Raw genomic sequence first — 21,541 nt, 5'->3', positions numbered from 1 at the left:
TTTTCGATTCGAAGCGGATATAGTGTTATATATCAGTTTAAGGAATGTCGATGCAGAACGTTGAGAATATTGCCTACTGCTCTAGTTTCCGAAACACATCGAAGCGGATGTCGTACGTCACTGACGCTACATCGAGCCGCCCCAGGCGGGTGGTTTGGCCATCGGCCGCGAGTTCGGAACGAAGTACCCGGGTAGCGTTGCGCACGTAGTTGGCTTCGAGATGAAGCCGCCCCAGGCTCAGCCCCGCGCCAATTTTCACGGCCCCAACATATGGGTTGAAGGACCGGTCCAGGGCTAGGAAGATAGCCTGACGGCTGGGACTATAGGCATAGGCCTTTCTGCCTGTTGAAGCATCAAATACGTGCCACCCGGCCAATCCCGCGTGCACATGCCAGAAGCGGTGCTGTGAAACCATTAGCATGGTTGCTTCCAGGCGATTGTAGGGGTGTCCACTGCCCGAGGATATCCAGGTTTCCGCTTCCTTTTCCGAATCGTGAAACGGGTTCTGCGCGCCCGTCCAGAGACTGTGATTGACGTAACTGAGTTCGGGTCGCAGCAGCAAGCGGGTGCGCGGCAGCGCGAAGCTGGCATAGGCACCCAGCCGCAGATGATCCATATCAGTCTGCCCCATATTGACGGGGTAGCGGCCAACCATCTGGGTCAATTCATTGGCGTATAATTTCGTGTATCCAACAATAGGCCCGGCGTTACGGAACTTGAGTTGCGCCAGCGACGGGAGGCTGCCAAGTAGCAGCGCCAGTAACAGAAATTGTTTTTTCATGATGACAGCAAAATTGATCCCGTCAAGTAATTTATATACTTGGCGGGATCAATTTTTATTATTTAAAAATCATTGTTACAGTCGGGTGAGTATACTGTATGACGTCATTTTTATGAACAATCTCCTGGTATACCCTAAATCCATTTCTTAATGAGCCGCCCAAGAGTGGGATAGTATTTGTATTAAAAAATGCTTTTCGCCCATAAGTCTGATTTCCCCACAATCTGTGGTCCGTGGAATAAGTCAACGTATTTTCTAGTGAGTTATTGACAGTGTTACCTGTAGAAATAGTAAGGGCTACGCTAGTAGTTGTTTTCTGGGTTTTAGTCTGATGCGGATCGTGTTCGTAAACAGCGAAATGTTATGATTGCTCTGTTCGGTCCCAATCGGAATCGAAAAAAATATTTTTATCCACCCATCTCTTATTTGACGCGTCATACCTTCTGACGTCTGCGTTCTTAGTTATATATCCTTTTGAACCCGACTCGACCTGACCAGTTGCGTTAAGCCTTATGAATGTGTCAGAGCGTACGAAAACCACTTCGTTGTTACCATCGAACAGGCCGTCCATATTTTTGGTAAGCCGCACAGCTCCTACGTATACTTCGTTTACCGTGTCACCGATTGCGGTAGGGCGCATAACCTGTAATTGGGTATCCGGCAGCACATACGCAGCAGCATCTTCCATCACAATAAGTGTAGGATGCTGTTGAGCATACAAATCGTTAACAGTAACTTCTACTAGTTCTCCGTTAGCATTGTACTGAAAACCCGTAGAAACATCTGCGTTGTCAATTGGGTCGTACGCTACTGTAATTTCTTCAGAATAGGAGGGATACAGCTCCTCATAAGGAAAATAAATTTGTGCCCCATCTTCTACCAGAGTATTAAGTAGCTCATTACCCGTAGTAGTAACTACGGAACTAGTAGTTCGGTGCGCATTCTGATTCGCAACGGCGGCCACAAACTTGTTCGTAAAAGACTCAGTACCTCTCGATTTAATAGCGTTATCCTCTGCTACTAATTCTTTAAAAGATACGTTTTGTTGACCCGGACGACTAAGCGATATATTTGAACGAAGAGATGCGGCTAAGTCCTTGTCCGTTTTAATCATTTCGCTAAGCACACCTGCTGCTTGCTTGAAATTCTCAACACGCTGCTTTTCCTCCTGTGAGAGCTGACGCTTTTGAATAATTTCTTGCGGTTGCGGTTGATCTGCACTCTGCTCTTCGCAGGATGCGAATACTCCGCTCGTAACGGCAAAAGTAACAACTAGCAGCTTTCTAAGGCTGCGGGGGGGGGGGTAAATTGCTTAAACATAAAAGGAAAAAGGAAGGATGAATGATGCACGAATGTATAGGGAGTTTTTATTGTTTGATACCCTGCACTAAAAATAATTTTATAGCCCATTCATACTTTTGGACTTGCCATCCCGCTCTCACCCCAGCAGTTCCTCAATATCTTCCTTCGTGAGGTTCTTGATGACGGCTTCGTCGGTGGAAATCAGGTCCGTCACGAGCTGAATTTTCTTGCGCTGCAGGGCCAGGATTTTCTCCTCAACGGTGCCGCGGGTGATGAACTTGTAGGTGAACACCGTGCGCTCCTGGCCGATGCGGTGGGCGCGGTCGACGGCCTGGGCCTCCACGGCGGGGTTCCACCAGGGGTCGAGCAGGAACACGTAGTCGGCGGCCGTGAGATTGAGGCCCACGCCACCGGCTTTCAGGCTGATAAGGAACACGCGCAGTTCGGGCGTTTCCTGGAAGCGGGTGACCTCCTTGTGCCGGTCGCGGGTGTTGCCGTCGAGGTAGGCGTAAGCGAGCTGCCGCTCATCGAGGGCCGTACGCACCAAATCCAGGTGCTTTACAAACTGGCTGAACACCAGAACCTTATGACCTTCGGCTGCCACGTTCTTTATCATCCGCACCACCTCGCGCAGCTTGCCCGACTCGTGGGCGTACTCCGGGTCGGCGAGGCGGGGGTGATTGGCAATCAGGCGCAGCTTGGTGAGGCCCTGCAGCAGCACGAACTGGGTGTTGGCCGAGCCGGTTTCCTCCAGGTTCTGCAGAATCAGGTTGCGGTAGTGGCTTTTGGTTTCCTCGTAGAACTGCTGCTGCTCATCGGTCATGGCGCAGTAGTTCAGGTTCTCCACCTTGGCGGGCAGCTCGGTGGCTACTTGGGCCTTGTGGCGGCGCAGAATAAAGGGCTTGATGAGTGCATGCAGCCGGCGGCGCTTGTCCTCGTCCTGGTGCTTTTCAATAGGCTTGAGAAACTCCTTGCGGAAAAACGCCTGGGTTCCCAGCAGCCCGGGGTTGATGAACGACATCTGCGACCACAAATCCATCGTGCTGTTTTCGACCGGCGTGCCGGTCAGAATCAGGCGGTGGCGGGCCGGCAGCTGGCGCACGGCCTGCGAGGTGGTCGATCCGGGATTCTTAATGGCCTGCGACTCGTCGAGAATCACGTAGTCGAACTGGTAGGTTTTGAGCAGCTCAATATCCAGCCGCACAATGCCGTAGCTGGTCAGCACCACATCGTAGTCGGCGAACTGCGCCACGTTTTTCTCGCGGTAGGTGCCGGTATAGATGAGCAGACGCAGGCCGGGCGCAAACTTAAAGGCCTCGGTCATCCAGTTGTATACCAGCGAGGTAGGCATCACCAGCAGCGAGGCCGCCCCGCGGGCTGTAGCCATTTCCTTGCGCTGCAGCAGCAGCGCAAGCGTTTGAACCGTTTTGCCGAGCCCCATATCGTCGGCCAGGCAGCCACCAAACTGGTAGTTCTGCACGAAATGGAGCCAGTCGTAGCCGGCCTTCTGGTAGGGGCGCAACTCACCCCGGAAGGTGGTTGGCATGGGCTGCTCAGCCACAGCTTCGAACTCGCGCAGCTGCTCCAGCTTACGCGACATAAGCACGGTGGCCAGGTTGCCGCTCTGCAGGTCGGCCACCAGCGACACGTGGTGCTTGCGCAGGCTCAGGCCCTGGTTGTGCTCCTCGGCGAAGGCAAATAGCTCCAGGTACTGCGCAAACCACTCTTCCGGAATGATGGCAATCTGACCGTTGGGCAGCCGGAACTCGGGCCGCTTGTTGAGAATGTAGGGCCGCAGCTTGATAAACGGAATCTCAAACTCGCCGAAGCGCACCACACCATGCACGTCGAACCAGTCGTTGGTTTCGGTGATGCCCACCTCTACCGATACGGAACCGATGAAATAGTCTTTGCCCGAAGAGCGGCCCTGCTTCACTGTAAAGCCGCGCTGGGTCAGCTCGTCGGTGTGGTCGTGGAGCCAGCGGAAGGCGGTGGCCTTTTCGAGCATGGCGCGACCATCCTGCACCTGCAGGGCGCGGGCCTGCAGCTCGCGCACAATTTCCTGTTCCTGGTCGAGGTTCCGGATGAGGCGGTGGAAGACGTAGTTATCGGCCTGCTTTTCCAGCTTCACACACACGCGCTTGTCGTGGTCGGAGGGCACCGTGTGGGGGCCGTAGCGGAAGCTCAGGTCGAAGTGGATATGGTTGGCAGGCGGTGCCGATGCCACGGCCGCAACGGCTCCGGCCGCCCGCCGCCCTGGGCGCGGGGCAGCGGCTGGGGTGGCAAGGGCCGCAGCGGGGGCCGGCGCGTCGGAGAACGTAAGCTGGGGCCGGGCCACGTAACGCTCCGAGCGGATGTCGAAGCCGCGGGCGTGCACATCGAACGACTCGACCAGCGGAGCCACGAACTTATGGAAGTAACTGTCCTCGACCTGACGCGGAATAACGATGAACTTCTTGTTGAGGAAGGGCTTGATCTTCTTGCCGTCGACTTCGTTGCGGAAGTTATGCAGCACGTCGCCCACCAGCAGCCAGGCCGGCTGCTCGCACACAATTACCGTGTTTTTGTACTGGAAATCGAGCTTCTGGCCCTGGTACTGAATGGTAGGGAAGTAGTGGGTATTTTCCTCGTTGCGCCGGAAGTGAAACAGCACCGAGGCTGGCTCGGGAGCCAGGGAAATCTCGCGCCAGGTAGGCTCACCGTCGCGGCCCATAATAAACACGCACTTGCCCGCCAGTCGCGCCAGAATCTGGCCCATACGCTCCTGCACGTAGCGGCAGATGGCATCCTGCAGCACCTTATCGCCTTTTTCGGGGTCATAGGTTTTCAGGAAGAAATCGGCTGGTGTTGTTTTTTTCTTGGGCCCGAATTCCTTGATAACCGCGTCCTGGCTTATCTGGTCGGTGAGGGCCACCAGCTCGAAGTCGGTGGCGTCGAGGCCGGCCCCAAACTCGGCCGCATTCTTGGCCGATACAGTTTGGTGCAGCAGCGTCAGCTGCCCCCGCTCGTTGCGCTGCACCACATACGACTCGAATAAATACCCCAGATATTCATGCTCCAGCAGCGAATAAACAATCTGAAACGGCTCAGTAGTCGAGACCTTCATGGTCGGGCTTAATAGGGGCAATAAAACAAAGACAGCCCGCTAAATAGCGTAATTTTAATCAATAAGAAAGTTCGTCCGCTGAATAAACATACTAAAAGCGGGTATCCTTTCGTTTTAGCGCGCAAATTCGGCCAGCAGCATTCCGTCAACTGCCCACGGAGTGTATCAAAAACGCGGTGCAGGGGGCGCAGGCGGATGGCCTACAGGTTGTCGCGCACGTCGAGGCGCGAGGCGTTCAGGGCCGGCTGGATAGAGACGCTGATGGTGATAAAGACGATGGCAATGCCGGTGAGCACAATATCGGAGAGCTGCATCTTCACCGGGTACGCGTCCACCACGCTCGTGGCCATGCCCATGCTCACCACATGAAACGTTTGCTGAATCCAGCAGATACCCACGCCCAGCACCAGCCCGACAATGGCGCCCACCTGGGCCACAATGGCCCCCTCGAACAGGAAAATGTTGCGAATCGTCCGCTGGTCGGCCCCCATGGCCATCAGCACGGCCATATCCTTCTTCTTGTCAATCACCAGCATCGAGAGCGAGAAGAAGATGTTGATGCTGGCAATGAGCAGAATGAAAGCGAAAGTGATGAACACAAACATCTTCTCCACCTTAATGGCCTTGAGCAACGACACGTGCTGCTCGTCGGAGTTGAGCACCTTGAAAGTCGGGCCAAGCCGCTCGCGCAACGTTTTCTGCACGCTTTCGATGTCCTGGCCGTCCTTCACCTTCACCTCCAGCCCCGTGCGGCGGGTGCCATAGTTGAGCAGGTCGCGGGCGAAATCGAGCGGCACAAAAACATAGCTGTCGTCGATGCGCTGCTCGATTAGGAAAACGCCCCCAGCCAGAATATTTTTCTGGGTGAAGTAGGCGTCGGGGTCCATGGAAACCTTGAACTTACCGGCCTTGGGGTACAGCAGGCGCATGGGCGCGAAACGGTTGTCGAGGGCGATGCTGAGCTCGTGCTGCACGCCGGCCCCCAGCAGGGCGTAGTCGCGGCCCTCGCGCTGCAGGCCCGAACTGCCGTCGACAATAGCCGAGTCGATGTTACTTTGGTGCTGGTAGTTATCCGAAACGCCCTTCATCTTCACCACCATCTGCCGGTCGCGGTACTGCAGCAGGGCGTTGTCCTCAATCACCTCGGTTACCATGCGCACGCCGGGCGTGCGCTGCACGCGCACCAGCAGCGGAGCCGTCAGCTCGAACGACTTGCCCTGCACGGCCGTCACCACCAAATCGGGGTCGGACTTGCCGTAGAGGCTGCGCACCAAATCTTCGAGGCCGTTGAAAACGGAGAGCACGATAATCAGCGCCGTGGTGCCCACCGCTACCCCCACCATTGAAATGTTGGAGATGATGCTGATAATGTTGCGCTTCTTCTTGGAGAGAAAATAACGCCGGGCAATGAGCAAGGGTACGTTCACGTGCGGGGCGGGCCGAAGCTGGGCGGAGTGTGAGAGTAAAAAAGCGGCGGGTTCCGCAGCCAAGATACGCCGTTGAGCCGGAAAGGTCTATTTCCAGGCCTTCACGATGAGGCCGGTGCCCGATTCGTGCTTGGTGCTGGCATCAAGCCAGTTCAGCAGCAGGCAGAAGGGGAAGGTAACCAGGTAGTAGAAAGGCAGCAGCAGAAAAAACCACTTCGACGCGCCCAGCAGCTGAATCGGGTACTTCATGCTCAGGCGCCACGAAATCTGGCCCGGCTCGCCGTAGCTGTACTGGGCCTCAATACGCTCGAAACCGGCCGTGCGCAGCTTCTGCTGAATTTCGTGGATGTTGTAGCCGTCGCGCACGTGCTCCTCGATAAAGCTGGTTTCGCCGTCGGAATGCACGTCGGAGCCGCCTTGGTCGCTGGGGGTGGAGATGAGCAGCATGCCACCGTCTTTGAGCGAGGCATGGATGTTTTTGAACACCTCCACGTCTTCCAGAATATGCTCCATCACGTCAACCGACAAGGCCAGATCGAAGGTGTTGGGCTGCTGGTAAAGCACCAGGTCCTGCACGGCAAACTGGGCATTCACGCGACCAATCTCGCGGAAAAAGCGGTTGGAATCGGCTACCTGCTCCTCCTTCACATCGACGGCCAGAATTTCCCACTTCGGGCTCTGGCCCGCCAGCCAGTAGGTATACTGCCCGTAGCCCGAACCGGCGTCCAGAATCGTGAGCTGCTCCTGGGTGCGGCCCTTGCTCCAGGCGCGCAGCTCGCGGTGCACGTGCCAGGTACGCAGCAGCAGCAAATCGAGCAGATGATAAAAGAGCCGCCGCAGCCAGGGAGTGCGGTTGAACACGTCGCCGAGCGACTTTTTAATCGGGTCGTAATGCAAGGGGTGAGCCGGTGAGTGGGTGAAGGCCAAAGATGGTCATCCTGAGCAGCGCGAAGAACCTGTACAGATGCGAATGTCGATCGACTCGTTCTGCATGGGTTCTTCGCGCTGCTCAGGACGACAGGCGGTATTTTGTTCGGTTACTCGCCCCCAAACAGGCGCGGGCGCTTACCAATGCTGGTAGCCGCATCGGTGCTTTCGGCGGGGGTGGGCTCGGTGGGGGCAGCCGGAATTTCCAGGTCGCCGAACACGCGGTCCATCTGGGCAGCATAAGCGGCCGAGTCGTCGAGGAAAAATACCAGCTCGGGCACAATGCGCAGCTGGCGCCGGATGCGCTTGGCCAGCGCCTGCCGGATGGGCTTGCCGTTGTCCTTCACCAGCACCATCTGCGCCTCGCCCTGGTTGGCCTTGTCGGCCGCGCTACCAATGCTGAGCACGCTCAGGTATACCCGGGCCACGCCCAAGTCGGGCGATACGCGCACCAGGTTGATGCCCGGCGGCAGGCCTGGAAACAGGTGGGGCAGGTCGCGCTGAAATACGGCCGCCAGCTCCTGCTGAAGCAGGCTGGCTACTTTTTGTTGTCGTTTGCTTTCCATAAGAATAGGCAAAGGTACGAATTGGGGCCTAGAGGATTGGAGACCCGGGCGGCTAAAAGGTTGAGGGGGGCAACGGGCAAAGATACTGTCATCCTGAGCGCAGCGAAGGACCTTGTAACGCTGGATAGAGTTGTCATCATGATATTGCTTCCCTGATAAGGTCCTTCGCTGCGCTCAGGATGACAGTATCTTTGCCCACTACCCAGCCCCAGTCCCGTAGTTCCCTGGATCTTCACCTCCCTGACCTTTGCTTACGTTTTTTAAAAGCACCCTGCTTACCCGCCTGCTGCTGTTGCTGCTGCTTGCTCTGGCACTGCGGCTGCCGCTGCTCTGGTGGGGCCTGCCCCTGATGCCCATCGAGCTGCGCGCCATGCTGGTGGGCGAGCGGCTGGGCGAAGGCGTGCGCCTCTACCGCGACCTGTACGACAGCACTGCACCGCTGGCTGCTGCGCTGGCCGGGCTGCTGGAGTTGCTGAGCAGCCGGACGCTGTGGCTGTACCGGTTGCTGGCACTGGCGCTGCTCACGTTTCAGGCCATCCGCTTCAATTTCGTGCTCAACCGCGCCGATGTGCTGCCCGAGCGCGGCTACCTGGCGGCGCTGGTGTACCTGCTGGTGGGTTCGGCAACTACCGACCTCGACATTTTCTCGCCCCTGCTGCTGGGCCATACGTTTCTCATTGCCGGCTTCAGCGCCCTGCTGCCCACCTCGCGCGAGGGCTACGATAACCGCCGCCTGTTCCGGGCCGGCTTCCTTATTGGCGCGGCGGCACTGTGCTATCTGCCGCTGGCGCTATTTCTGCTGCTGGGCCTATTTGCCGTTATCATTTTCGCGGCCAACTCGTTCCGCAGCTTTCTGCTGCTCGTGTGCGGTTTCCTGTTCCCGTACGCGGTAGTGGCCTCGTTCTTTCTCTATACCGGCTCACTGCCAGGTTTTATACAGTTTCATCTGCAGCCCACCGTTAGCGGCCTGGTGGCCGGCACCGATGGGCTGCCGCTGCCCGTGCAGTTGCGGCTGCTGGCGCTGCCGGGAGTGGTGCTGGCGCTGGGGCTGGTGCGCAGCCTGCTGGGGCCGCCGGGCCTCGTGTTTCAGGTAAAATTTCGGCAGTTGATGCTGGTGTGGGTACTGGTGGCAGCCGCCATGGCCTTAGCCGGCCGCGGCGTGGCGCCCGGCACGGCGGCGCTGCTGCTGCCGCCGGTGGCCTATTTCAGCCTGTATCTGTGGCAGAAAACCGCACGGGCCTGGGTGCCCGAGGTGGGGCTGCTGGTGCTGGTAGGCGCCGTGCTGCTGGTGCGCTACCGGGCGGTTTTCTTCCTCGACGACGCCCTGCAGCTGCCGCTCGAAGCCCGCTACGCCGTGCAGCCCGACCCGCGCACCAACTTCCTGCAGGGCCAGCGCCTATTGGTGCTCGGCCCCAGCCTGCGACCTTACGTGCACAACCGCCTCGCTTCGCCCTACCTCGACTGGCGGCTGGCGCAGGTCGATTTTGGCCACCTCGATGAGTACGCGGCCGTGTTCCGGCTCGCCCGCAGCCTCGGCCCCAACCCGCCCCAGTATCTCATCGACCAGCGCAACCTGCTACCCGAGCTCCGCTACAAGCTCCCGCACCTGTTCGGCCGCTACCAGCCCACCAACACCAAAGGTGTATACCGGCTGGGGAAGTAGCTAGTCGGTACAATTTCTTGTCATCCTGAGCGCAGCGAAGGACCTGGAAAGAAGCTATTGTTCTTAGGAAGTCAGCTTCTTTCCAGGTCCTTCGCTGCGCTCAGGATGACAGGCGGTTATACTTCACACCCAACTACCGCCGGCTACCGGCCGGGGCGGCGAAGCGCATCCGGTAGTCGGCATCCACGTCGCCCTTGCTGATGCGGGCGAGCTTTCCCTTGAGTAGCTGCTTGCGCAGGCCCTTGGTGTAATCGGTGAACAGCACCCCCTCCAGGTGGTCGTACTCGTGCTGAATAACGCGGGCAGTGAGGCCCGAGAAGGTTTCTTCGTGTACCTGGCGCTGCTCGTCCTCGTAGCGCATCCGGATAACCGGGCAGCGCATCACCCGCTCGCGGATGCCGGGAATGCTCAGGCAGCCCTCTTCGAAACCCCACGGCTCGCCGGTTTCGCTCAGCATTTCGGGGTTGATGAAGACGCGCTTGACGGGAGCCGCTGTGGGCTCGTCCACAATCGGGTTGCCTTCCTCGTCCTCGTCGAGCATGGGCGCCGAGTCGATAACGAACAGGCGGATGCCTTTGCCCACCTGCGGGGCCGCCAGGCCCACGCCGTGGGCGTGGTACATGGTTTCGTACATGTTGGCAATCAGCAGGTCGAGTTCGGCCGCCGGAAAGTTGGCGGGCAGGGGTTTGGCGAGGGTTTTCAGTACCGGGTCGCCGAAGGCAACAATGGGGAAAATCATCGGGATTCGAGGTAAGATTGAAGGATAATGGTGGCCGCCACCTTATCGACGGTGGCCTTGTCGCGGCGGTCCTTTTTACCCAGCCCGCCGGCCAGCATGGCCGCGTGGGCCATGCGCGAGGTAAACCGCTCGTCGATTTCGTGCACCGGCACCTGCGGGAACTCCTTGCGAAGCCGCCGGATCAGGCCCACTACGGCACTGGTGGCATCGGTGGGCTCGTTGCCGAGGGTGCGGGGCATTCCAACCACCAGCGCCGCCAGCGGCTCACGCTCGTGGTAGGCTTTCAGGTAGACCAGCAGCTCCTGGCTATGGATGGTGGTCAGGGGCGTGGCAATCAGCTGGAGCGGGTCGGTAACGGCCAGTCCCACGCGTTTGTGCCCGTAATCAATGGCCATCACGCGCCCCATTGCATCAAAAAAAGAGTGTAGCGCGGGGCCGCCAACCAGCGGCCACCGCTCCGCAAAGGTACGACAGTCCGCCCGAATCATCCGGCCGAAGTTGGTTGTTGGCCACGGCCTCCACGCCGCCGTCGGACGAGCAAAAGCTGCAGTTGAGCGAAAAATTGAATCGTTCTATAATTATAGAAAAACCTTTGTATTGAATAGGGATTGGCATAGCTCTTTGTTAGGATAAAACAACTAAAAAGCCCTGTTTATTGACTTAATATTATAAAATATTGGACACTTATTCGAAAATTGATATACCACTATGTAATGCGCCGGATTCTTTGAAAAGTTTCAATATGTTTGAAGAACCGTTCCATACCTATTGCCCGTTTATTGACTGAACTTATACTCGCTTAGCGCTTTATGACCTTTCAGCCAAAGCAGCTACCTCGGCCCAATTCGGAGCCCGGAACCCGCAATTGGCGGTGGCAAGTGCGCCAGCCCTGGCTGCTGGGCCTGGTACTGGCCTGTGGCGTGCTGATTGGGGCCAACCCCTTCCGACCTTCCAGCCAGAACCCCGACCTGACGGCCCGCGGCTACCTCAAGTTCAAGGAAATCCTCAGCTACATCGACCGCGACTACGTGGACTCGGTGAATGCCGAAGAGCTGTCGGATTACGCCATTACCCGCATGCTGGAGCGCCTCGACCCGCATTCAGTGTTCATTCCGGCCAAGCAGCAGCAGCAGGCTTCTTCTTTTCTGCAGAGCGATTACGATGGTATCGGTGTCGAGTTTAACCTGTTCCGCGACACGGTAACGGTTGTGGCGCCGCTGAGCGAAGGCCCCGCCGAACAGGCCGGTCTGCAGCCCGGCGACCGGATTCTGGCCGTAGACGGGCAGGCCGTATCAGGGGTGCACTTCACCACCCAGGATTTGTTCGACAAGCTGCGCGGCCCGCGTGGCAGCCGGGTGCAGCTGCGGCTGCTACGCCGGGGCCTGCCCCGCGCCATCACCGTGGCCGTTATGCGCAACCGCATCCCCAATTCGTCGGTCGATGTGGCTTACATGGTGGACAACGAGACGGGCTACCTGAAAATCAGCCGCTTCGCCAGCGGTACTTACGACGAGTTTAAAGCTGCTTTGGGCGATTTGCGCCGCCAGGGCCTTACGCGGCTCGTGCTCGATTTGCGCGGCAACCCCGGCGGCTACCTCGACCGGGCCACCAAAATTGCCGATGAGTTCATCGGGGGCACCAAGAAAATTGTGTATACCGAAGGCAAGGGCGACCAGTACGACACCCAGACCTATTCGCGGGTGGCCGGCGAGTTTGAAGATGGTGCGCTGGTAGTGCTGGTAGATGAAGGCAGCGCCTCGGCCTCCGAAGTGCTGGCCGGTGCCCTGCAGGACCACGACCGGGCCCTGCTGGTGGGCCGCCGCACGTTCGGCAAAGGCCTGGTGCAGCAGCCCATCACCCTCAACGATGGTTCGGAGCTGCGCCTGACCATTGCCCGCTACTACACGCCATCGGGCCGCAGCATTCAGAAATCGTACGGCCGCGGGCTGGCCGAGTACGAACAGGAACTGCAGAAGCGAGCCCGCAACGGCGAGTATTTCCACGCCGACAGCATCCACTTCGCCGATTCGCTGCGCTACCGCACGGCCCGGGGCCGGATGGTGTACGGCGGCGGCGGTATCATGCCCGACCTGTTCGTGTCGCGTGATACCTCGGCGCAATCGGGCTACTACCTAAAGCTGCAAAGCCTGAACCTGGTGCGCGAATTCGCCCTCAGCTACTACCAAGACCATAAAGCTGAGCTGGAGGCGCTGCGCTTCGAGCAGTTCGGCGAGCAATTCCGCATCAGCGACGTGCAGCTGCAGCTGCTGGCTACGCGCGCCATGCAAAATGGCCTCCCCGCCGACGCGGCTGGACTGCGCCGCTGCGCCCCGCTGTTGCGCACCCAGCTCAAGGCCTACATTGCCCGCAACGCCTACGGCAAGCCCGCCTACTTCCGCGTCCTCAACCAAGACGACACCGAGATGCGGCAGGCCCTGAACGCCATTCGTGAGCCCGGCAACACAGCCCTGCTCGGGCTGGCCGGGCAGTAGGATTTTAGTGGTTGGTGCTGACAACTGCAGACCTTACTTATCCTGAAAGCGGAAGCGGTGGCTTACGCCAGCTAATGGCTGTCCATCGGCTTCGGCGTAGGGGTAGATGAAGTAATTGAGCGCCTGATCCTTCTGGCGCGGAGTCAGGACCAAGTCGCGGCCCCGGCTAAATTCGAGGCGGTTTTCGTCGTGGGCGCCAAAGAAGTAGTTGCGGCGGGCAGGGTTTTTGGCGGCTTCGGAAGCATCGATGGGCACCCAGCCGGTTTCGGCTGTGAAGAACTCGGCCCAGCAGTGGTAGCCCTTTATTTCGGCCGCACCGCGCTCGGCCGGCAGCGGAAAACCAATGCTGAAGCGGGCCGGGATACCCAGCGCCCGGCAGTAGCCAATGAACACGGCGTGGAAGTCGGTGCAGTTGCCGCGGCGGGCATCGCAGGCGTAGTAGATGTCGCCCCGGCCCCAGCCCTGGCCGGTTTTATCGTAGCTAACGGTGCTAACGACGTGCTCGTAAATGGCGCGGGCCTTTTCGAGGTCGGTTTTCGCGCCGGCTTTCGCTACAACTTCCGTAGCCCAGAGGCGGATTTTGGGGTCGAGCGGTACCAGGTTGTCGGGAGCCAGCCAGCGGGCCAGGTTGGGGTCGGGTGCTTCGGAAGTGGGGCGCGGGCCGGCGGCCTGGCTCAGGCTTAGGTGCTCCTGGCGGGTGGCTTCCAGGCTCATTTTCACCTCAAACCCCTTGAGTTCGGCCCCCGTGGCCCGCAGGTGCAGGATGCGGTTGCCATATTCGCCGGTCTGGATATCGTAGGCAACCGGCGCCGTTATGCGCAGCTGGCGCACCTGCTGCGAAGCATCATCGTGGGGCACGGGCAGCCATAGCTCCACGGCCTTGGTACCAGCCGGGGCAGCAGGCACGGTAGCCGTATAGTCGAAGCGAAAGGTGCGGCTACGAGGCGCCGATGCCGAATCAGCGGGGGCAAGCAGGGCCAGCAGCGGCAGCAGCGGCAGCAAGAATGAGAGCATATAAGTGGTAAAGCGCCGACAAAGGTATTTGGTTGCCAGTTGCGAAGCTGAACGTCATTGTTCGCTTCGCTCTGCATGACGTTCAGCTTCGCAACTGGCAGCCCAGGCCTAGCAACTGATAAACTTTGTACCTTCACCGACCGGTATTTCCCACCCGAAAGGTTCGTTTGTTATGCCCTTTTATCAGCGTTTAGGCCAGATTCCGCGCAAGCGACACACCCAGTTCCGGCAACCCGACGGCTCGCTCTACCACGAGCAGCTGGTGGGTACGCTGGGGTTCCACGGCGTGTCGTCGCTGCTCTACCACCGCCACGCGCCCACCGAAATCCGGCGGGTAGGGGCGGCCCGTCCGTTTGCACCCAAGCTGCTCAAAGACCGGCCGCTGGCCCCGGCCCACCTGCGCACGCTGGCCCAAACCAGCACCGGCGGCGACTACCTCGAAGCCCGCCAGACCCTGCTCGGCAACTCCGACGTGACCATGAGCGTCTGCAATCCGACGGAGAAGCGCATGGATTACTACTACAAAAACGCGCTGGCCGACGAGGTAATTTTCGTGCATGAGGGCCGGGGCGAGCTGTGGAGCCAGCTAGGCAAGCTCGCCTTCGAGCCCGGCGACTACATCGTGATTCCGCGTACCATCATCCATCAGATGCACTTCGAAGAGGGGCCGGTGCGCCTGCTCATCATCGAGTCGTTCAGCCCGGTGGAGACCTGCCGGCGCTACCGCAACCACTTCGGGCAGCTGCTGGAGCACGCGCCTTATTGCGAGCGGGACTTCCGAGGGCCTTCGGAGTTGATTGAAGACGACGTGCGTGAGTCGGGCGAGTACGAGGTGCGGGTGCAGAAGGACGGATTGCTGCACTCGCTTTTCTACGGCAACTCGCCGTTTGATGTGGTGGGCTGGGACGGCTATTTCTACCCCTACGCCACCAGTATCCACGATTTCGAGCCCATTACCGGCCGCATTCATCAGCCGCCACCGGTGCACCAGCAGTTCGAGGGCAACAACTACGTCATCTGCTCCTTCGTGCCGCGGCTGTTCGACTACCACCCGCTGGCCATTCCGGCCCCCTACAACCACTCCAACGTCGATTCCGACGAGGTGCTGTACTACGTGGCCGGCAATTTCATGTCGCGCCGCGGGGTGGATCTGGCCTCGTTCACCTGGCATCCCAGCGGCATCCCGCACGGGCCGCACCCCGGTACCGTGGAGGCCAGCATCGGCAAAAAAGAAACCCATGAGCTGGCTGTTATGCTCGACACCTTCCGGCCGCTTTATTTAACTGAAGTTGCTCTGGCCTACGAGGACGAAGGCTACCCGCTCAGTTGGCGGCCCGAGGCCCACAACCCGCCCAAGGCAGCCGATATGATGGATTAGGCGGCCTGAACGAGTACCTCAGGTTGCGCAGAACGGCGTAGGGGCGGGGCTTGTTCCCGCCCGCCAATAGAGCGGATACTCCGGCTAAATCGGCCGTTCAGCGTCTCTGTTCAATGGCGGGCGGGGACAAGCCCGGCCCCTACGCCGTTCTGTTTCTCTCAACCGCCGATGCGGTTTACTTCCCGATTGCCATTTTAAAAATATGGTAAGGCTGGTCCTGCTGGCCGACGCCCTTATTCCAGGTGGCCGTTTTGTGGATGGCCGAATTGGCGACGTAGAGCGTGCGGCCGTCGGCGGAAAAGGCGAAGGTATCGGGCCACTCCAGGCGCGGGTCCTGCACCACGGTTTCGATTTTGCCGGCGGGCGTGCGCCGCTTAATAGAGTGGTCTTCGAAAGCCGTGAGGTAAAGGTTGTTCTGGGCATCGAGAGTCATACCGTCGGAGGCGGGCACTTTGCCCAGGTCTTCGATTTGGGCGATTAGCTGCGCCTCCGTGAGGGCCGGGTTGCGCAGGGCTTCGGTTTTGATTCGGTAGAGCGCGTAGCTGGTCAGGGGCTTCCAGTACAGGTATTGGCGGTCATGGCTCAGGGCAATGCCATCGGCGTTGAACTGGCCCTGCCTGCCGCTGGGGTCCACGAGCAGCTTGCCATCGGCCTTGATATTGAGTGTGGTGTCGCCGAGCATGGATTTATGGCGCGCCAGCAGTTGCCGCGACTTCCCGGTTTTCAGGTCGATAACCACTAAGCTGCCAATACCCGACTCGGTGATGTAGGCGTACTGGGCCGCGGGGTCGACGCGCACATCGTTGAGGTAGGAGTTGCCGGGGGCCACGTTGGCGGGGATGGCAATGTTCTGCACCACTTTATCGGTGGCCGGGTCGATTTTAACCAGCTTGGGGCCGCCGGCCACCGTGCCCTTGATGCCGGGCGAGGCCGGGTCGAGCACCCACAGCATACCGCTGGGGTCGGCGTACACGCTTTGGGGGCAGATCCAGTGTTTCTGGGGTTCGTTGCGCACCGTTTCGTCCCACTTGCACCACTCAGCATCGGGGTAGGGCGTCAGCGTATTGCCGGGTCCGATTTCGGCCACCGGGGCCACCGGGTTGTTGTCCCAGCGCGGGAAGTCGCCGAACACCCGACCATCGGGTAGCACGGCTACGCCTACAATTTGCGGCTCCCGGAACTGCGCCACTATCTGCAGCGGCGAATCGGTCGGAGCTGTTGGCGCGGCTGTGCCCAGCGAGTCGGCAGCGCGGGCGGAGCTAGTGCCTGCCGTAGGGTCGGAGGAAGGTGTGGAGCAGGCGCTCAGGCAACCCAACGCCAGGAAGGCGGTGGCGCGGGCAGGTGCAAAAAACGAGTTGGAGAGCATAAAAACGCGGGTTGGCCGGAAAGGGCACCGGCTACAACAACAGTGGTCGGCTGCATACCATACGCGGCCTGCCACACCGGGTTCGGTGGCCTGGGGCAACCCTGATGCCATGCGCGCCGTATGCGCGTTCCATTATCCGAGGTCAGGCTCCCGCCCGTTGGATGAAGCTCCGCACGCCATATGCCTGCGGACGGGCCAGAAACGCCTGTTTATGGCCATATTGAAAAAATGCCTTACCTTTGGCCCCTCCAAATAGAAACGGTGTACTTAATACAATTCAATCATCGAATTATATCAATTTACATCGGTTTTCACCTTCTATTGACTGCATTCGGTCTTTCGACCGTGACCATAGAAAAAGAAAACGCTAATTTTTTCAAAAAAAGCGTTTTTGCCCTTTTGCCGAGTCGGGCCGGCTGCCTACCCTCTCCAGGCTAAGCGAGAGTTCACTGACCCAATTGCCATGTCTATTGCGTTACTGCTGCTGACTTTCCTCTTCCCCCCCCGTACTGTTTCCTCAACGGCGTTGGCCCTGCCCTCCACCGTTGCCACCCTGACCCCCCGTCCGGTAGCCGTGTCGCTACCGGTGCTGCCTGTTAAAAAGGCTCCCGAAATGCTGTCGTACAAAGTTACGGCTACCACCTACTGGCCCGAAGTGGGCCAGACCGACGACCACCCGATGGAAACCGCCGATGGCTCCATCATCCCCGAGCGCCACTCCAGCAAAACGCGCTGGCTGGCCGTGTCCCGCGACCTGCTGAGCAAGTGGGGCGGGCCATTTAAGTTCGGCGAAAAAGTGCGCGTTACCGGCCTTGCCAATGGCCTCGACGGCGTCTACATCATCCATGACACCATGAACCGCCGCTACCGCCACTGCGTGGATGTGCTGGTGAACGAAAAAGAGTGTAAAAACGGCCTCGAAGGCCGCTGGACTGGCATCCAGCTCCGCAAATATGCCCCCGAGTCGGCCTGGCAGGCGGGTTAGCCGTCAGCACTCAACGACACTTGGTTTCGGGCCTTCGAAGCCGTTGCCGATGGCTTCGGCCAAACGACGTTCTCCTTCCCTTCTCGCTTACTACTCGTCCGCTACCGGATACGCTGGCAGCTGCCGGGGTTGATCATGCGCGTCGTAGAGGTAGCTTAGCGGGCGGCTGGGGTCGGCCACAATACGCTCCAGCGGAATCTGCCAGCGCTTCCACATTTCCAGCAACGACTGGGCGTAGGCGCTGTTGTCCCAGGGGTTGAAAATGGTCCCGGTCACGTCGTCGATAAACGAATCTATTATCACCTCCCGGTCGCCCGGCTTCAGGGCGCGGGCGAAATAATCGGGCACCACATTGAGCAGGTAGGCGGCGTAGTATACGCGGGCCTTGAACTCGGCCACCTGCACCGGGTGTAACGGCCGACGCGCATCGGCATCTACGCGCCGCATGGCCTGCCCGATGATGCCGTTATCGACCAGACAGGCTATCAGCACGGCTTCATCTAGCTTGATGCTGAACGTCAGCGTACTCAGGTCGTCGTCGTACTCGAAGGGCAGCTCGTCGTGGGTGGCCTCGGTTTCGAGCACGAACAGGGAAGCCGGCACGAAATCGTCGTAGCTCATGGGCACGCGCAGGGCCTGCAGCGGCTGGAAGAACGCCTGGAAACGGCGCAGCATCTGGGCATTTTCGGCCAGCGGGTACTGCGGCATGGCCAGCGGGTTTTGCTGGTTGATGAGCTCGGTTACCAGAATGCCGTAGAACATCTTGCCCAGCCACAGAAACAGCGTCTGCTCATCGAGTTCGCGAAACCCACGCACACCCTGCCGGCTTACGGCCTCCACATGCGCCTCCAGCGGCTCGACGTGCCGCGTGCGGCAACGGGCACAGCACGCAATGCGCAGCTCCTGATAGGTAACAATGCGCAGGTCGAGCAGCTTGATGGGCCGCTCGCGCAGCTGGTAGCGGTCCATGAGCCAGTCGGCGAAAACCGGAACCGTATCCTGAGGCGGCGTGGTGGGGGTTCCGCACAGAAAGCATGCCCCCGGCCCGAAGCGCATGCCATCGAAGGGGTCGTAGAGCGTGAGGTCGGCGGCGGAAGGAGCAGATTCGGACATGGATAAGCAGCAAGCAGAGACGCAAAGTTACGTCGGCTGCTGCTCGAACTCCTTCATCCTCGGGCACAGTTTGCCAGAAGGCGAAGGAGTTTTTATTTTGACAGCTGCGAGCCGAGCTTCATCAGGGTCTTGCCGAGTTGAGCAAGCGGCGTGGCATAGTCGTTGGAGGTTTCTTCGGCCACTTTGCTGGTTTCGATGCCCAGCGAAGCCAGGGTTTCGGCCAGGTCGTGGGTGTCGGTATCTGACGAAGACAGCTGCTTATGCACCAGTTGCAGCTCTTGCGTTACTTTGGCCAGGCCGGTGCGCTCAGTTGCTTTCAGCACTTCAACCCAGCGTTCAATTTCGGCCAGCGCCTGCTTAGGATCGGGCGACTTCGTGCCGAGCAGGCTAAGTGTATCGGTGAGCAGGGCCGAGTTCTGTTCGTCGGTAACGGTGAGCGGTACGGAAGGAACGGGCTGGTTGGCAGGAGTGGAGGCGGTGGAATCCATAGGAGAAGACAGAAAAGCGGAAGAAATCGAGACAGGTCAACTACCCGGCTATACTTGCCCGCAGCCCGAAAAGTTGGCGCATCTGGCCGGCGGCGGCGTGCGTACCCTACCTTTGCGCCGGCCTATCTGGGTCGGAAAGTTGCGGCCACACCGCCCGTTCATGCTGCATCAGTACCAATCCTCCCCGTTTTTCTCGTCTATTCGTCAGCAGCAGTTCGAGGCCATAGCCGCCGCCCTGGCAGCCGAAGCCGGAGCGCCCCCCTCGCTGCTACTGGGCCAAGTACCGCTGCCGGCCGGCGAAGCGCCTATTGATGCGCTGCTACTGCGCCCCCGCAGCCTTACTATTGTGCAGCTGCTGCCTGCTGGCGGCGAGCTGGAGCTGCCCGACCTGCGCACCGGGCCCTGGTACCTCGACGGCACGCTGCTGGAGCTGCCGGCTCCCGAAACCGACGAGGCCGATAACCCTTTTGCCCGTTTCGAGCGGCAGCGAAGCGCGCTGGCGGCGCTGCTGGGGCCGCATCTGCCAGCCGAAGCAGCCAACCTGCATTTCATCACCGGGCTGGTACTGTTCAGCGCGCCCGTGCAGTTCGGGCCCACCGTAGAGGCCCGTATGGGGGCCGTGCCGGCCGCCTCCACTTTTCATCTGCTGCCCGACCCAAGCCGGTTTACGCGCCGCCTGACCCAGCTGGCCTCGCCCGAAATCGACCTCACACCCACCGATTTCGAGCAGATAGCCGCCCTGCTTACAGGCGTGGAAGGGCTGGCTGGCGGCGCCGTGCCAGCCGAAGGAACTGAGCAGACCGGGCCGCCGGTGGCTTACGGAGTATCGGAAACGGAGCCGGCTGGCCCCAGCGAGCAGCTGGGCAAGTGGGCCGGGCAGCTGTGGCGCTGGCTGGGGGCCGAAGATGTGGCCGAACTCGACCGCACCTCAACCGGCTACGAAATCGACATCGACGCGCACTACCAGGAAAAACAGGAGCTGGAGGCCCTGCGCCAGCAGATGCAGCAGGACGTGCAGCAGCAGCTAAGCGCCCTAGAAGCGCGCGAAACTGCCCGCGAGCAACGCATGACAGAGTTGCAGCAGCAGCAGCAGGCGGCCCCGGTTGCCCCCGACGCGCCACAACTGGCCGCCCGCCTGAGCGCCGAACGGCAGGAGAAACAGGCGCTGGAAGCCTCCATTGACCGCCACCGCTCCGACCTGGAAGCCCGCAACCAAGAGCTGGGCCAGAAAATCGGGCAGCTCGAACAACTCATCAGCCAGCTGGCCCCGGCCCCGGCCGGAGCTACGGCTGCCAGCCCTGCCCTGGGGGCGCCCTGGCCAACAACGGCTGGCGGGGCACATGCCCCCACGACGCACCTGCCGCCACCCGTTGCCACAACGCCGCCCCCACCCGGCCAATCGGGTACCTGGGCCGGCTATTGGGCCCGGGCACAGGCCGTCGACTGGAAACAGTTGCTGGCGCAGGGCCGGGCTACTATTGGGGAGCGGCTGGCGGACCTGCCACCCCGCACCGGCTACGTGGCGCTGGCCGGTGGCGCGGCCCTCCTTCTGGCCCTGGGCGTAACCCGCTGCGGCCCCGAAGAGCCGGTGCCATTCGAGCAGTACGGGCAGTACGGGCTGCTGCTGCCAAACGGCGACACGCTGCTGCCCGCCCGCTACGCCCGCATCGGCGAGTTTCGGGAGGGGCGGGCGGTGGTGGAGCAGGAAGGCGTATCCGGGTTTGTGGCCGCCGACGGAACGGAAGTCATCAAGCCCGCCTACGATGCCCTGTACCCCTACGCCGACGGCTACGCCCGCGCCCGGGCCGGCGGGCTGTACACGTTCCTGAACGAAGACGGCGAGGAGCTCAGTGCATTTTACTACGCCGCCCGCGACTTCTCGGAGGGTTACGCGGCCGTGCTCACCGCCCAGGGCTGGCACTACATTCAGGGTCCCGAGGAGCCCGCCGCGCCCGTCATCTTTCAGGAAGCCTACACCTTCGACCAGCAGCTGGCCCGCGTGAAAACGGGCGGCTACTTCACCTTCATCGGCCCCGACTACCTGGCCGACACCACCGCCGGCAGCGCCCCGTTCGGCCGCTACGCCAGCGCCACCGACTTCGACGACCAGGGCCGGGCGCAGGTGCGACAGAACGGCCGCACCTTTTTTATCGACCGCAAAGGGCAGGAAGTAGATAAGTAGGGCCGGCGTAGG

At 60.2% G+C, this 21,541-nt stretch carries 17 protein-coding genes; 5 read left to right on the top strand and 12 right to left on the bottom strand.

What is annotated here, in order from left to right:
- Window positions 1-73: 73 nt before the first annotated feature.
- The 6 genes from HW554_RS10240 to HW554_RS10215 all read right to left on the bottom strand — a co-directional run bounded on the left by HW554_RS10240 (window position 74) and on the right by HW554_RS10215 (window position 8,109).
- Window positions 74-781: a hypothetical protein gene (locus HW554_RS10240; RefSeq protein WP_176908487.1), complete on the bottom strand. Its 708-nt coding sequence runs from the start codon at window positions 779-781 to the stop codon at window positions 74-76.
- Window positions 782-1,142: 361 nt separating this feature from the next.
- Complete coding sequence (locus tag HW554_RS10235) at window positions 1,143-1,895, bottom strand: hypothetical protein (RefSeq protein ID WP_176908486.1); 753 nt, start codon at window positions 1,893-1,895, stop codon at window positions 1,143-1,145.
- Window positions 1,896-2,219: 324 nt separating this feature from the next.
- Window positions 2,220-5,189, bottom strand: coding sequence for a DEAD/DEAH box helicase (locus HW554_RS10230; protein ID WP_176908485.1), 2,970 nt, complete (start codon window positions 5,187-5,189; stop codon window positions 2,220-2,222).
- 200 nt (window positions 5,190-5,389) lie between these two features.
- Window positions 5,390-6,679: an FtsX-like permease family protein gene (locus HW554_RS10225; protein WP_317170866.1), complete on the bottom strand. Its 1,290-nt coding sequence runs from the start codon at window positions 6,677-6,679 to the stop codon at window positions 5,390-5,392.
- 24 nt (window positions 6,680-6,703) lie between these two features.
- A complete protein-coding gene (locus HW554_RS10220) occupies window positions 6,704-7,543 on the bottom strand; it encodes a class I SAM-dependent methyltransferase (protein ID WP_246285186.1) in 840 nt (279 codons plus the stop codon).
- Between the two features lie 110 nt (window positions 7,544-7,653).
- Complete coding sequence (locus tag HW554_RS10215) at window positions 7,654-8,109, bottom strand: ribosome-binding factor A (protein ID WP_176908484.1); 456 nt, start codon at window positions 8,107-8,109, stop codon at window positions 7,654-7,656.
- 247 nt (window positions 8,110-8,356) lie between these two features.
- Between HW554_RS10215 and HW554_RS10210 the strand changes: the two genes are divergently transcribed.
- On the top strand, window positions 8,357-9,772 hold the full coding sequence (locus HW554_RS10210; RefSeq protein ID WP_176908483.1) for a hypothetical protein: 1,416 nt from the start codon (window positions 8,357-8,359) through the stop codon (window positions 9,770-9,772).
- A gap of 133 nt (window positions 9,773-9,905) precedes the next feature.
- Here the strand turns inward: HW554_RS10210 and def are convergent, their stop codons facing one another.
- Together def and ruvX are read right to left on the bottom strand one after the other, a co-directional pair.
- Window positions 9,906-10,511, bottom strand: coding sequence for a peptide deformylase (def, locus tag HW554_RS10205; protein ID WP_176908482.1), 606 nt, complete (start codon window positions 10,509-10,511; stop codon window positions 9,906-9,908).
- Window positions 10,508-10,918, bottom strand: coding sequence for a Holliday junction resolvase RuvX (gene ruvX / locus HW554_RS10200; RefSeq protein ID WP_176908481.1), 411 nt, complete (start codon window positions 10,916-10,918; stop codon window positions 10,508-10,510). Before ruvX ends, def begins: the two co-directional genes overlap by 4 nt.
- Window positions 10,919-11,320: 402 nt before the next feature.
- On the opposite strand from ruvX, the gene HW554_RS10195 reads away from it, so the two are divergent.
- Window positions 11,321-13,003 (top strand): S41 family peptidase, encoded by a 1,683-nt coding sequence (locus tag HW554_RS10195; RefSeq protein WP_176908480.1) that lies wholly within the window; start codon window positions 11,321-11,323, stop codon window positions 13,001-13,003.
- A gap of 33 nt (window positions 13,004-13,036) precedes the next feature.
- On the opposite strand, the gene HW554_RS10190 is transcribed toward HW554_RS10195, so the two are convergent.
- Window positions 13,037-14,017: a transglutaminase-like domain-containing protein gene (locus HW554_RS10190; RefSeq protein ID WP_176908479.1), complete on the bottom strand. Its 981-nt coding sequence runs from the start codon at window positions 14,015-14,017 to the stop codon at window positions 13,037-13,039.
- 172 nt (window positions 14,018-14,189) lie between these two features.
- Here HW554_RS10190 and HW554_RS10185 point away from each other — a divergent pair, with 172 nt between their 5' ends.
- Window positions 14,190-15,395, top strand: coding sequence for a homogentisate 1,2-dioxygenase (locus HW554_RS10185; RefSeq protein WP_176908478.1), 1,206 nt, complete (start codon window positions 14,190-14,192; stop codon window positions 15,393-15,395).
- 175 nt (window positions 15,396-15,570) lie between these two features.
- Here HW554_RS10185 and HW554_RS10180 read toward each other — a convergent pair whose 3' ends face one another.
- Complete coding sequence (locus HW554_RS10180) at window positions 15,571-16,761, bottom strand: SMP-30/gluconolactonase/LRE family protein (RefSeq protein WP_176908477.1); 1,191 nt, start codon at window positions 16,759-16,761, stop codon at window positions 15,571-15,573.
- 463 nt (window positions 16,762-17,224) lie between these two features.
- Between HW554_RS10180 and HW554_RS10175 the strand changes: the two genes are divergently transcribed.
- Window positions 17,225-17,746, top strand: coding sequence for an RlpA-like double-psi beta-barrel domain-containing protein (locus HW554_RS10175; RefSeq protein ID WP_176908476.1), 522 nt, complete (start codon window positions 17,225-17,227; stop codon window positions 17,744-17,746).
- 90 nt (window positions 17,747-17,836) lie between these two features.
- On the opposite strand, the gene HW554_RS10170 is transcribed toward HW554_RS10175, so the two are convergent.
- Together HW554_RS10170 and HW554_RS10165 are read right to left on the bottom strand one after the other, a co-directional pair.
- Entirely contained in the window at window positions 17,837-18,859 is a 1,023-nt protein-coding gene (locus HW554_RS10170; RefSeq protein WP_176908475.1) for a hypothetical protein, read from the bottom strand.
- A 92-nt stretch (window positions 18,860-18,951) separates the two neighbouring features.
- Window positions 18,952-19,347: a hypothetical protein gene (locus tag HW554_RS10165; RefSeq protein ID WP_176908474.1), complete on the bottom strand. Its 396-nt coding sequence runs from the start codon at window positions 19,345-19,347 to the stop codon at window positions 18,952-18,954.
- Window positions 19,348-19,507: 160 nt separating this feature from the next.
- On the opposite strand from HW554_RS10165, the gene HW554_RS10160 reads away from it, so the two are divergent.
- Complete coding sequence (locus HW554_RS10160; RefSeq protein WP_176908473.1) at window positions 19,508-21,529, top strand: WG repeat-containing protein; 2,022 nt, start codon at window positions 19,508-19,510, stop codon at window positions 21,527-21,529.
- The last annotated feature ends 12 nt before the right edge of the window (window positions 21,530-21,541 follow it).

The organism is Hymenobacter lapidiphilus (genome assembly GCF_013377885.1).
Classification (GTDB): Bacteria; Bacteroidota; Bacteroidia; order Cytophagales; family Hymenobacteraceae; genus Hymenobacter; species Hymenobacter lapidiphilus.
Note: the sequence above shows the minus strand (reverse complement) of the source record. Positions and strands in the feature narration are given on the sequence as shown.